At 41.2% G+C, this 12,025-nt stretch carries 14 protein-coding genes; all 14 read left to right on the forward strand.

Going from position 1 to position 12,025, the window contains the following annotated elements:
- Positions 1-142 precede the first annotated feature (142 nt).
- The 14 genes from TDE_RS02690 (at position 143) to TDE_RS02760 (ending at position 11,993) form a co-directional block, all read left to right on the forward strand.
- Positions 143-775, forward strand: a complete 633-nt coding sequence (locus TDE_RS02690; RefSeq protein ID WP_002681728.1) for a hypothetical protein — start codon at positions 143-145, stop codon at positions 773-775.
- A gap of 10 nt (positions 776-785) precedes the next feature.
- Positions 786-1,385, forward strand: a complete 600-nt coding sequence (locus tag TDE_RS02695) for a hypothetical protein (RefSeq protein WP_002681729.1) — start codon at positions 786-788, stop codon at positions 1,383-1,385.
- Positions 1,386-1,583: 198 nt separating this feature from the next.
- Positions 1,584-1,982 (forward strand): immunity 53 family protein, encoded by a 399-nt coding sequence (locus TDE_RS02700; protein WP_002672474.1) that lies wholly within the window; start codon positions 1,584-1,586, stop codon positions 1,980-1,982.
- Between the two features lie 123 nt (positions 1,983-2,105).
- Positions 2,106-2,234, forward strand: a complete 129-nt coding sequence (locus TDE_RS13450; protein WP_366796935.1) for a hypothetical protein — start codon at positions 2,106-2,108, stop codon at positions 2,232-2,234.
- Positions 2,235-2,237: 3 nt separating this feature from the next.
- Positions 2,238-2,840 carry a hypothetical protein gene (locus tag TDE_RS02710; protein WP_002681730.1) on the forward strand — a complete coding sequence of 201 codons (603 nt, stop codon included), beginning with the start codon at positions 2,238-2,240 and terminating at the stop codon, positions 2,838-2,840.
- A 230-nt stretch (positions 2,841-3,070) separates the two neighbouring features.
- Entirely contained in the window at positions 3,071-3,568 is a 498-nt protein-coding gene (locus TDE_RS02715) for a YfbM family protein (RefSeq protein ID WP_002681732.1), read from the forward strand.
- A 55-nt stretch (positions 3,569-3,623) separates the two neighbouring features.
- Positions 3,624-4,274, forward strand: a complete 651-nt coding sequence (locus TDE_RS02720) for a DUF4304 domain-containing protein (protein WP_002681734.1) — start codon at positions 3,624-3,626, stop codon at positions 4,272-4,274.
- A 249-nt stretch (positions 4,275-4,523) separates the two neighbouring features.
- On the forward strand, positions 4,524-5,195 hold the full coding sequence (locus TDE_RS02730) for a DUF6966 domain-containing protein (RefSeq protein ID WP_002681735.1): 672 nt from the start codon (positions 4,524-4,526) through the stop codon (positions 5,193-5,195).
- Complete coding sequence (locus TDE_RS02735) at positions 5,192-6,175, forward strand: hypothetical protein (protein ID WP_002681736.1); 984 nt, start codon at positions 5,192-5,194, stop codon at positions 6,173-6,175. The genes TDE_RS02730 and TDE_RS02735 overlap by 4 nt, the downstream gene beginning before the upstream one ends.
- Before the next feature lie 12 nt (positions 6,176-6,187).
- Positions 6,188-6,487 carry a hypothetical protein gene (locus TDE_RS02740; protein WP_002681738.1) on the forward strand — a complete coding sequence of 100 codons (300 nt, stop codon included), beginning with the start codon at positions 6,188-6,190 and terminating at the stop codon, positions 6,485-6,487.
- A 472-nt stretch (positions 6,488-6,959) separates the two neighbouring features.
- Positions 6,960-7,421, forward strand: coding sequence for a hypothetical protein (locus tag TDE_RS02745; RefSeq protein WP_164920583.1), 462 nt, complete (start codon positions 6,960-6,962; stop codon positions 7,419-7,421).
- Positions 7,422-7,507: 86 nt separating this feature from the next.
- Entirely contained in the window at positions 7,508-8,215 is a 708-nt protein-coding gene (locus TDE_RS02750; RefSeq protein WP_002681739.1) for a DNA-binding domain-containing protein, read from the forward strand.
- 255 nt (positions 8,216-8,470) lie between these two features.
- On the forward strand, positions 8,471-10,756 hold the full coding sequence (locus TDE_RS02755) for a formylglycine-generating enzyme family protein (RefSeq protein WP_002681740.1): 2,286 nt from the start codon (positions 8,471-8,473) through the stop codon (positions 10,754-10,756).
- 76 nt (positions 10,757-10,832) lie between these two features.
- Positions 10,833-11,993 (forward strand): formylglycine-generating enzyme family protein, encoded by a 1,161-nt coding sequence (locus TDE_RS02760; protein WP_002681741.1) that lies wholly within the window; start codon positions 10,833-10,835, stop codon positions 11,991-11,993.
- The last annotated feature ends 32 nt before the right edge of the window (positions 11,994-12,025 follow it).

Raw genomic sequence — 12,025 nt, forward strand, 5'->3', positions numbered from 1 at the left:
ATCATTTTAAAGCTGTTTTTTCTATATATTAGAGTAGTTGTTTTTATATTTTTACTATATAGAAAAATACCGTAAAATCATGTATAATTTGATAAAGTAAAACCGGATATTACTTATGTTCGGATTAGGAGAGAGGAAATAAATGACCGCTAAAAAATTTGCTCAGTATATGGAAAAACAATGCAAGGGAATAAATAATTTTTCACTGGAAGCCATTTTTGAAGAGTATATTGTACTTGTGTCAGGGAAACGAATCGGAGTGCTGTATCAGGAAAAGTTTTATGTCCTTTATGCACCAACTTTTGAAAAAACTGAAAATATATTGCCTTGTTTTAAACCGGTAAATTTATTTAATTGGAAGTATTATCAATTTATTGAAGTTACAAATCTTGAAGATAAGGAGAACCTTGAAAAAATCATACATTATGTCTATCATGAATTATATTTTCTAAAAGAAGTTGTCATTGATATAGGATTTATATTTCAAAGTTATAGAGGCTATCCCGAAACCATTTATACACTATATGAAGAAAATCTTACATTTCTTAATTTTGCCTATGAAAAAAAGCTGATAAAGGAAAATCCTGTAGACAGAGAAGGCCGAATTATAAAACTCTTATATACGAATCTCGATTTAACCGAAACCGGACAGAAAATTTTATATGACTTATATAATAAATGGCTGACCTATACGGATAAAAATGATGCCGATTCTTTAAAAAGAGCATGGAATATAAAACAATTAGAAAAGTATTATCAAAAACTGGAGGTATAAAAGTAGATAGATGAACACGATAATGGATAACTCAAATTGTAATATTCAAGAATGGGTAAATTTGAATTCTTATACCGACAGTAAAGGCTGGAAGGGATATTGCAGAAGAAATAAACCTTTCACTATTTTTCGTGCAAATAAAATAGTCAGGTGTTTTATGCATTTTTTTAGAAAATATACAAATAATATAATCATAATTTCTAATATTTTCAAAGTAAAAGAATATAATCTAAATAACAGCAACATAAACAATTACATAAAATACATAGAAAAGTATTTAATTGATTTTGGATATATAGAAACAATTAGCGCTTCTATTTACGATAATGATAATTGTTTATCTTTGGGATTCAAAAAATTTCTCACTACGGATTATGATATTATATCTATGTTCTCTTTGTTAATGATGATGGATGAAGGAATTGACGGGCATTGTTTTTTTGTTTTTGATGAATTAGGATTTATTGCTTATCCTCATGATGATACAGGTTTTGGATTTATACGCATCAAAAATACGAAAGTTCACTATGAGGATATGTTTCTTAAAAGTGTATCTCAATTTTCAGATTTTACTAGTGTTGTTAAGGGCAATATCTTGATACCGAAATAGAATTAGTATATAATTACAAGCGTTTCGATGGTGTGGAGTTGATGGAACAGGGTAAACTACCTATAATAAATTAGGCAAGGGAAAAAAATCCCTACTCTTCACGTAAATTTAAAAAATGGGGATGTTTGAGAACCTACTGATGATAAATTTCCAAATAATGAACGATTTAAAAATAGAAATAGTTGTAAAGGATAGGATATGCGCAGTATAGTAGATTGGTTACAAGACTGGACAAAAACTCAAATTGACGGCGACTGGGAACACGAGCAGGGTATTTCTATTGGTATGTTAGATAATCCTGGCTGGATTTTAAGGGCTGATATAAGTAATTATGGCGATTTTTTAAAAGCAAGCGAGCCTTTGGGCAGAGACAATGATGAAGATTGGATAGATTTCGAAATAAGAATAATTGCTAAAACTTATGTCTACATTGAAATTTTTGGGGATATTAACAAGCTGAATCAAATACTTCACTCTTTTAAAGCAATTATCGAAGAATTAGAAGAAATAGAGAAAAGAGGTATTGGAATACTTTCATCTCAAAGAATAAAAGAAATAATAGACTCTGTATCACAATCATTGAAAAAGAAAAGTTGACGAGATTTTCATATCGTTTCTATATCAAGGGCAATATCTTGATACCGAGACGGAATTAGTATACAATAGGTTAGGTACTATGCCCCAAGTACAGGATCATACATAAGTCAAGACCCGATAAGATTGTTAAGTGGGGAAAGTAATTTTTATGCCTACGTCAAAGATACCAATACGTGGTTTGATATTTTGGATTGTCTGCTACATATTTACATCACACAATTCCAAGAGAAGTATATAATCCAAGAAGTGTAAAAAATGAAAATATATAATATAACGAGCTATGCGGGAAAAGATAGTTTTGCCATTCTTCGACCAAGTAATAAACAAAACATTAAAGAAGTTGATGTTTTGGATGTTTGGTGGGACGATTGGTGTAGCGGTGGAGATAAAATTGGTGATTTTGTTTTTTGCTATGCGATAAATGTCTGTAAGAACTCGATTTTTAAATTGCTAAAAGAAAATTTCAAAGAGCTGAAAAGTGTGGAATTGAGATACAATAAAACAGATAAAGAGTTAAACGCAAAAAACATCAAACGTTTAAAATGGCTACCCAAGGAAGCTATTCCCTTAACCGCTTTTTTTAGTCCGATAAGTTTCGACTGTCTTCCTCAAAGTACGATAATAAGGAGTGAACGGGGGATAGAAGAAATAATAGGAGTTGCAGATTTAAGAGGCGATGTCATTATCCCAAGAGAGCAAGGCAAAGGATTGTTTTTCAGTTCCAATGTAATCGGCGACTTTGACTTCTTTACCCTTACAAACTCTGGTTTTTTATTGTGTACAGAACGAGTAAAAGAGTTTTGTAAAAATCAAAATTATGAAAATGTGATATTCTTAGAAATGGGTGAAATTATATAATTCACAAACGCTTCAATCGAGGCGTTTTTTTGCTTTCTGTTCTCCGCCTTTGGCGGAATATTGGCGGGTGGTAATCCTACTCTGTATGGGTATGTATTTGATAGTAATATAGAAATAGCCCCATTCGGATTGGCGTGTAGTCTCGATTGACATTATCTTAATAATGGAGTACAAAAGACAAGAGTATTCACAAGAATGATAATTTGGATAACAGCTAAGGAGAATTTGATATGGGAATGATTGCAAACTATCAACTCATAAGTGATAGGGACTTAAAAAAACTTATGACCGAAAAAGACATTGCGGATTTTACGGAAGAACTGCAAGAAGCCGAAAACTGTATTTTATTCGACATGGATAAAATGTGGGACGTTTTACATTTTGTACTTACCGGTGTTTCAGCAGGAGAGCCGATAGAGGGTAACCCGCTTAGTGAAGCAATTGTCGGAGTAGATTCTTTCGAAGGATGCGAAGATTTTATCGGATATACAAAAAAGGAAACCATACCATTAATCGTGAAAAAATTAAATGAAACCGATATTGATTCTCTTTTGGAAAACTTCAGTATGCAAAAATGTAAGAAAAATAAACTGTATCCGAATATCTGGGATTATGAAGATGAAAAAGAAGAAATTATAGATGAACTTAAATGTGCATTTGCCGGACTTAAAGATTTTTATAACGAAGCAGCCCAAGCAGGTCAAAATGTTTTGGTTTCCATTTATTAAAATGTGAAGATTTTGAAATATTAGAATTTTGCAAATGAGTTTTTAGGAGGACGTTATGAAACCAAGAGAACTTTGCGAAAAAGCATGGCAAGAAATAGCACGCAATTTCCCTGACTTTAAAGTGCTAGGTAAAGGAAAGACTTTACGAAAAATTGCAAATAACAAAGACATTATTTTTGAAATATATTTTCAAGCCAATAGATACAACTGTGAATCTAATGTTGAGTTTATCCCGCATATCAACATTTATTCAAAGGCTATGAAAAAAGCAGGCATAACCGGTGAAGGAATTATTTACGGCGGAGAGCTTAGTTCTTTAGCCGGAAGAAAAGCGGGCGCTTGGTGGCAGTTGGCCGGAGCAAGCTATAAAGATACCGTAACGCAAATTACGGGGTTATTACATAAACACATTATGCCTTTATTTGCAGACTTTGAAGATACAAATAAAAATATCGAAAGAATTTTAAACGGCTCATTAAAAGGGTATGCTTTGCTCTACTATATCTACTATTTTGGCGGCAAAGAGCCGGCTGAAAGATATTTTAATAAAGTCATCAAAGAAGATAAGTTAAAGAAAAAATATATTTCGTTTTATAACTCATTAAAAGAAATTCCAAAAGAAAATATAGATTTGCATTTTGAGGACTTTTACGGTGCAAGTTTAATTAAATTTGCATATTTACATGGTTTAGAAATTATTCAATAATCTTTAGAAAAATGGGACAGGAGGAGGTAAACTATGGACGAGCGTATTGAACATTGGGATTGGCTGTATGCACCGGACGCACACTATCAAAGTAAATGGGGATGGGGCAGATAAGCCGTTATTTGGGCCGTCCTGTTGCCCGCATAATAGGTTTTGCAGGCAGTATTTTCTTTGCTGTTGTCGGCGGAATTTTTGTCTATGGTGTGTTTAAATAAAAATGAAAAAAGCGTCGCTAAAAGGAGTATAACAATGAAACAAATTCCGGATTTTCTAAGAGAAAATGATAGATACTATATTTATGCATTGCAAGCTTTAAAACAATTGTTTACCGAAACGTCCTGTACTTGGCGAAAATGGATTGAAACCGATATTGAAGAATACTTAAGCACAGGCAGCGTTGAGCATCATCTTGGGGCTTACGGAGGAATGGGCAGTATAAATGATATTTGGATTTGCAAGGTAAATAATCATACTATAAACGACGAGGCTGAACCATGGGCAAATGAGTTGATGGAATATTTTAAATGCCTTTCTTACGGAATTGCAAATATAATAAAAGCAGGGAAAAAAATCAATATTGAAAAAATATTCGCAGAAAGCCGTACACGGAAAATCTTAACCGGCATTCAGTGTGAGTCTTGCGGTTTTTCACAAATACACAAAAGAGAAACGGATTCATATTTGGCTTCAATTCTTTTACCTAAAATGGTAAAAGAGGCTGTTTTACAAAACAAAACGGAAGAATTGATTTCCGCTTGCCTCATACCGGATATTCCGAACTTGGTTGAAGAAAGAGAGCGGATTATAAAACTTGCAGAACAAAGCGGAATCGGTTTTTCGGTATCTAAAAATTATTGCTGCAAAAAATGCGGCGGCGATACAAGAATTAGATATTGGAAATTAGACGGAAAACGTATATGAACGAAATTTATGCAATTAACGACTTATCGGAACTGGAAGATTTTTTACATTCTCAAAACTCCATTGAAAACATACGTGAAAAACTTTTTGCGGAATTTTTAAAATATGCGGATTATAAAAGCGTATCGGAGTGGAACAAGGCGGTGCGTCTTTGCGAATGTCTTGCCGTAATCGGCTGGGGAAATCATGAACCTTTGGAAGCGTCAAGAGGTGTGTTTTTTAACGGTAATCCCCGCACCTTTTTTTGCAACAGATTCGGAGAGCTCCGTTTTGTCGAGGCAATATGGTCAAAAAGAAAAACGGGCTTTACGATGGAGCAGGGCAGAACTTCCTATTATCCTGCTCCCGATTGCAAAGACCAGAAGCAACCGGTGTATTGGGATTACCCCGTAACCGAAAATATAGAAGACATAAAAATTGAAAGTCAACGCAATTGGATTCCTAAAAATCCTGTTTGGATTGTGCGTACGATATCCAACTGTTATGAAAATTCCAAACCGGTTATAGAAAGTATTGAGGAAAAGCTTCAGGATGAATTGAATAAAAAGATGCGTCCCGAAAAATACGGCAAAGCCGTAAATTGTATTTTCTTAAAATGTGCTTTCAGCTATTATGATAATGCTCATTGTAAAACAAACTATGTCATCGATGAATCGGGACGCAAATTATCAAGTCAAGAAGCCGCAAAAGAATTACAGAAATTATACACAAAAGAAGAAATTTCCGAAAACGGATATTACTTGCGTCCCCGATTTCAATACGGGCCTTTTAAAGCAGATACGGGCAAGATAGAGGTAGTCATTCATCTTGAAAAAGAATTCAGCCTATTAACACATCATCAGCAAAAAGAAAAACTGGCAGAGTATTTTTTAATTGCTCTTAAAACCATTGCAGAAAAACAAAAAAAGAAAACACCGAATTATGATTTCAATTTAATGATTTCCGATTTTACCGAAATAGCAAAAAAGTGGATGAATTAGGGAGGTGTAAATATGATACCGATTCAAGGTTTAGGACTTCTTTATGTTATGGTAATTTATATAGGTGGAATATCTTTGATATCGAAATTGTCTTTTATCAGCTCGCAAAGCAGTAAGGTGCAAACAATTGTGATATTGATAAGCCACATAATTCTTTCAACTATAAATTATTTTCTTTCACGATTTTTAAACCGAAACGGAGTAAAGCACAGTGTTGCAGGTGCACGTTTGGAAAACTCCGTTATCGCTTTAAGCCTGATACTTTTGTTTGTGATATGTCTTATGATATACGGAGAATTTTTTAAGGGATAGAAAAAACGAGATACTAATTTATGATGTAATCAACACCCCTGATGCAGAACTTTTCCGAGAAACAGCGATATTTCTGACTTGGGACAACAGGACTTTTCCAGCAGCGCAGATTCAAAAAAAACCGCCAAGCCCGCCAAGGGTAAATGAAAGGATATGTCATCAAAACATCATTAAAAATTCCTTTGCGCTCTTAGCATCTTTGCGGTTATATAGTATGAGCACTTTTGCAAATAGGCGGAGCAGATTCAAGGCGCAAGAAAAAAACACCCGCAGGCACGCTAAAGAATGAACGTCCGTGTTCATTCTTTAGCTGCGAGTTCGCAGTGCGAACTCGATTCTGCTTGGAGCCACCGCCATCCTGGCGGTACTGATACGTCGAGGATTGTTTTTTTTTGAAGCAACGCAGCAAGATGCCCGTATATTTAAAAAAAAAACATTGAAATCCGCATAAAAACGGGCTATAATGTAAATAATGATAGAAAAACGCTTGAAAGGCACCAACAGCAGCTACAACCATTCTCACCAAAAAACGTATAAAAGTGAAGCAAAGCACTTGACACGCAGCAGTGTGCCTGACACAATTTTTAGCAACAAGCAACAAGCAACAAGCAACAAGCAACAAGCAACAAGCAACAAGCAACAAGCAACAAGCAACAAGCAACAAAGCGGCATAAATTTCCGCTCCGCCCAAACAAATTCACAGCTAAATACAAATTTTCTCACAGTAAACCGCACGCACAAGAGCAAATCCCCGTCCTTGTGCGTTTTTTACATTACACATTCAATAAAACCGCTTAGGGGCTCTGCCCCTAAGAACCCCACCTATAAACGGGGTTTCCAAAGGGGTGTCCCCTTTGGCAGCGCGGGTACAACCAGCGTAGCTTCAAGGTCAAAAGAGGGGGTTATAGGGGGAGAAAAAACTGCTCTGACTTGAAAAGCCCGTAAGGGAACGGGGTGTTTTCTCCCCCTAATCGGGGGGATTTTTAAGGGGGCACCCCCTTAAACTACAGGAGGTAAAAGATGTTAAAGTATTGTTTACGCGAAAACCTACTCACGCCTGCGCCGGATGACTACATGGCGCAAGTTACGGACAGTCAAGTATTCACACTTGAAGATGTAATTGACCGTATGGTAAAACGAGGTACAACCGTTACACGCACCGACTTGGTCGCAATAATGCAGCTGTACACCCAAGAATGTTCATTTATCGTCGAAGAAGGCGGCACACTTAACACGCCGCTTATCAACACTTCAATGAGCATATCGGGCGTTTTTGACGGAGCGGACGACGCTTTTGATAAAAAACGGCACACGGTCAACCTGAACATCAATGCGGGAACGGCACTTAAAACCGCAGTCGGCAAGGTAAAAACCATAAAGACTGAAACGGCAAGCACCGACCCGTACATCACGAGCGTTTTAGACAAACTGAACGGCTCGTCTGACGAAGTCAAAATCGGCTCTGTAATGGAAATAATCGGCAGCCGGTTAAAATTTGACCCTAAAGACGATGAACAAGGCGTATTCGCCGTATCGGGCACCAAAACCGTCCGCTGTGCCTCGGTAGTCGAAAACAAACCGGCCCGCATCATCGTTCTTTTGGACGCAAGCGTCCCCGCAGGCGATTTTACGCTGGAAGTACGGACAAAGTTATCGAGCGATGGCAGCAAAAAATCGAAGACACTCAAAAAAGGATACTACCGTAAAACCTTAAAAGCGGTAGTCTAGCAAAATGTACGCTCCTGCCGTCAGTATAATGACGGGAAGACCGTTAAGCTGATAACGGAATGTACATCAGCATAATGACGGACTAGCCGTCAGCATAATAACGGTCTGACCGTTAAACTAATGACGGAGCGTCCGTTACTGTGCTTCGGAATGTCCTTGAGGATTGGGACAAGTCAATCCAATTCCAATGGATAATGGGTAATTGGTAATTGATAATTGAATTGCAAATTAAAAAGACTTTGACAGGAGGAGTCTATGATGAACTCAAACAACAACAAAAAGGTTCACGCCTTTAGAGGGGCGGCGCTCATCACGGCCGCAGTTTTGGCAGTTACTTTGCTGTTTACCGCATGCCCGAACAACGCGGGAGGCGGCGGGAGCGCGGCTACCGTCAACATCACCGTAACGGGCGATGCGAACGTCAATGTGCCGTCGGAGCCGGTTGCGGTACGGGCGGGTGCTAAGTGGGCGGAAGCGAAGTCGACGGTTCAAGGCAAAATCAGCCCTAAACCGAACTTTTTGATCGACACGTGGCATTTGGGCGAGGACGAAAACGCACCGGAGCTTAAAGACGCGGACATGTTTGTTAAAGACACCACCGTGTTCGTTAAATCGCGGGCGGACTTACCCGATTTAAGCCCTATACAGGGCTCAGGAACACAAGTCAAAATCACTTTCGGCGTAACGCCTGCGGGAGGAGGCGCCATACTGGGGCCGAACCCTATCAGCGTGAACAAAAACACGCCGTGGAACCCCCTGCTCAAAGCCTATGCGAAAGCCGCGCTCAAAGTGAGCCCGGGCTACGAGCTGACGGGCTGGAAAAAGAACGGCACACTGCTTGACGACACATTCAGCTTTGATGACGATGCGAACATCTTTGCCGAGCTGGAAGACCGACGCATTTACCTAACGGTTAAAGGCGACGGCCACGTTACCGTCAACAACCCGACGGAAACGATTGTCATTAAAAGCGGGGTAAAGTGGCAGAGCATTAAAGGAACCGTTGCCGCCAAAGTAACGGTGAACGACCCGGCAAACTACGCCGTAACGGCGTGGCACAAGGGAACGAGCGCAAGCGACCCCGTGCTGACCGACGACTACGAGTTTACAATGGCCGACGCACCGAACTGCACCGTGTATGCCGAAACGGGCGATAAGCGCATAACGGTTACCGTAAAATACGGTACGGGAAGCGGCAGCCCGACACCGGCAGGAAATATAACCGTGTACGACGGCAAAAAGTGGAGCGAGGTAAAAGCGCAGGCCGCAGCTAAGCTGAACCTTCCCTACGGTGTTGTCATACAAAAATGGCACTGGAACGATGCCGGCGGGCAGGAGATAAACGACAACCATATATTTAAGGCGAGCGACGGGCCGCGCACCGTGTATGCCAAAGTATTCGACAAGCGCATAACGGTTACCGTCAAATACGGTAAAGTAGGTACGGAAAATCCGCCTACGGCAGGCACGATAACCGTGTACGACGGCGATACGTGGAGCACGGTAAAACCGAAGGCTCAAAATAAACTGCCCTCATCCGCGCTTGCTCACGGGGCGACAATTTTAAAATGGCAGTGGAACGATGCCGACGGGTGGGAGATAAACGCCAACCATACCTTTAAGGTGAGCGACGGGGCGACGAAGACCGTGTATGCGCTTATCAGGCCGCGCATAGTGTATGGACAATATGGTCCGGCTAGAAGATTGCAGTTTTACGCTCCGGAAAGCGGCATCGTTACCGAGCGCCTCTATTATCTGGATAAAATTTATGGAGCAACAAACGGCACTCTCGGACGCAGCGAGCAAACGGACAACCAGGAGCATCAGGTAAGCTTGGACGCCTACTGGATGGCAGACGGGGAAGTAACGCAAGAACTGTACGAACTGGTAATGGGCACAAACCCGAGCTGCTTCCAAGGTCCGAGCAAACCGCCTGCTTCGGGCGAAATACAGGAGCGGCGCCCGGTAGAACAAGTCAACTGGTATGAAGCGGTTGCCTTTTGCAACGAGCTGACGCGCTGTTGTCCTGCGTTGGGAGAAAGCGAATGCGTATATACGTATGCCGGAAACCCCTACACCGTACGGTACGCAAAGCAAAAAAAAGTGCCTTCGATGGACAGGAGCAAAAAAGGCTTTCGCTTGCCCACCGAAGCCGAATGGGAATGGGCCGCCCAAGGCGGCATCGAGCATTACCAATATCCGGTGCCGTGGGGAACATCCTCAGCAGAGTATGGCGACTATATATGGTATGAATCCAACAGCGGCAGCAAAACCCACCAAGGATTAAAGAAGAAGAGTCATCCGAAATTCCCCCTCGATGATATTGGCGGCAACGTTTCCGAATGGTGCTGGGATTGGTACAGCTCCACTACGCCTACAGGCGGGGATAACCCGACCGGAGCGACGTCTGGCACCAAGCGCGTTCGTCGCGGCGGCAGCTATGGTGACCATTACTCTCGCTGCAAGTGCGCATATCGGTCGCGCAGGGAACCTGAAGTGCAGAATGACAAGACCGGCTTTCGTATAGTGTGCAGGGATTAATTCAATGGGTAATTGATAATTCAATTGGATAATGGGTAATGGATAATTACAAATTAAAAGTAGGGAGGTTTTCAAGATGAAAACAAGTAATGCAAAGACTAAGGCTTATGCCTTTAGAGGAGGGTCGGCGCTCATCACAGCCGCAGTTTTAGCGCTTGTTGCGCTATTTGGAATGACCGGCTGTCCGAACAACGCGGGCGGGGGCGGTTCAGGAAGCGGTAACTCCGGCGGAGGCGGGACGCCTGCCGGTAGTTTTGAAGACACAGGTGACGGCTTTATAAAAATAATACCTACGACAACAGGCATTGTAGGCGTTGACCCTGACTACACCTTACCCGGAACTGAAGCTAATCGGAAAGGCGTATTCCGTGCAGGCCGAAAGGTAAAATTAAGTCCCTACAAGCTCGGTAAAACAGAGGTAACGTACGAGTTATGGTATCAAGTGCGTACGTGGGCAGAAGGTAAGGGCTATACCTTTGCAAACAAAGGGCTTGAAGGTTGGGACGGCACAGGCGGCGGAGGTAGTCATCCCAATTATACAAACATAGGCAAGCCTCCTACAGGAAACAAAAATCATCCTGTAACAATGGTAATCTGGCGGGACTGTATTGTGTGGTGTAATGCGTATACGGAAAAGACGATGGGCGAGGGAGAATGCGTATACCGCAAAAGCAAAACCGATACTACCGTATTAAAAGATGCAACTGATACAGCTGCTTGCGATGCAGCCTATGCCGATATGGATAAAAAAGGCTTTAGACTTCCGACTGAAGCTGAGTGGGAATATGCTGCCCGCTGGCAGGGAAGCGATAAAACAAATGCGGCACAATACGGCGATGTATGGTTGACCAAGCTGAACAGTGCAAGCGGAGCAAAAGCCGACTGGAATGATGCGGATGAGACAAAAGCCGTTGCATGGTATAGCGGAAATGCGGGAGGAACAACACATCCTGTAGGAGAAAGGAGAGCAAATGCACTCGGTTTACACGATATGAGCGGTAATGTCTGGGAATGGTGTTTTGATAGGCATGATAATAACCCTGCATCAAACGATAGTGCTTATGAGCAAGGCGGTATTGTTACCGATCCTCAAGGTGCCGCGTCAGGCCCTTACCGCGTCAGGCGCGGCGGCAGTTGGGGCGGCAGCGCGGGCGGCTGCACTGTAGGCAGACGGGAGGACTACAGTCCTGACAGCAGGTACAACTATCTTGGCTTCCGCCTGGCTTGGCGCCCTTGAGCTCAATGGGTAATGGCTAGTGGGTAATGGGT

It is taken from the genome of Treponema denticola ATCC 35405 (assembly GCF_000008185.1).
Classification (GTDB): domain Bacteria; phylum Spirochaetota; class Spirochaetia; order Treponematales; family Treponemataceae; genus Treponema_B; species Treponema_B denticola.

Excerpts from the sequence above, each read along its gene's own strand:
- TDE_RS02690 (WP_002681728.1), top strand. The coding sequence starts at position 143 with ATGACCGCTAAAAAATTTGCTCAGTATATGGAAAAACAATGCAAGGGA.
- TDE_RS02695 (WP_002681729.1), top strand. The coding sequence starts at position 786 with ATGAACACGATAATGGATAACTCAAATTGTAATATTCAAGAATGGGTA.
- TDE_RS02700 (WP_002672474.1), top strand. The coding sequence starts at position 1,584 with ATGCGCAGTATAGTAGATTGGTTACAAGACTGGACAAAAACTCAAATT.
- TDE_RS02710 (WP_002681730.1), top strand. The coding sequence starts at position 2,238 with ATGAAAATATATAATATAACGAGCTATGCGGGAAAAGATAGTTTTGCC.
- TDE_RS02715 (WP_002681732.1), top strand. The coding sequence starts at position 3,071 with ATGGGAATGATTGCAAACTATCAACTCATAAGTGATAGGGACTTAAAA.
- TDE_RS02720 (WP_002681734.1), top strand. The coding sequence starts at position 3,624 with ATGAAACCAAGAGAACTTTGCGAAAAAGCATGGCAAGAAATAGCACGC.
- TDE_RS02730 (WP_002681735.1), top strand. The coding sequence starts at position 4,524 with ATGAAACAAATTCCGGATTTTCTAAGAGAAAATGATAGATACTATATT.
- TDE_RS02735 (WP_002681736.1), top strand. The coding sequence starts at position 5,192 with ATGAACGAAATTTATGCAATTAACGACTTATCGGAACTGGAAGATTTT.
- TDE_RS02740 (WP_002681738.1), top strand. The coding sequence starts at position 6,188 with ATGATACCGATTCAAGGTTTAGGACTTCTTTATGTTATGGTAATTTAT.
- TDE_RS02745 (WP_164920583.1), top strand. The coding sequence starts at position 6,960 with ATGATAGAAAAACGCTTGAAAGGCACCAACAGCAGCTACAACCATTCT.
- TDE_RS02750 (WP_002681739.1), top strand. The coding sequence starts at position 7,508 with ATGTTAAAGTATTGTTTACGCGAAAACCTACTCACGCCTGCGCCGGAT.
- TDE_RS02755 (WP_002681740.1), top strand. The coding sequence starts at position 8,471 with ATGATGAACTCAAACAACAACAAAAAGGTTCACGCCTTTAGAGGGGCG.
- TDE_RS02760 (WP_002681741.1), top strand. The coding sequence starts at position 10,833 with ATGAAAACAAGTAATGCAAAGACTAAGGCTTATGCCTTTAGAGGAGGG.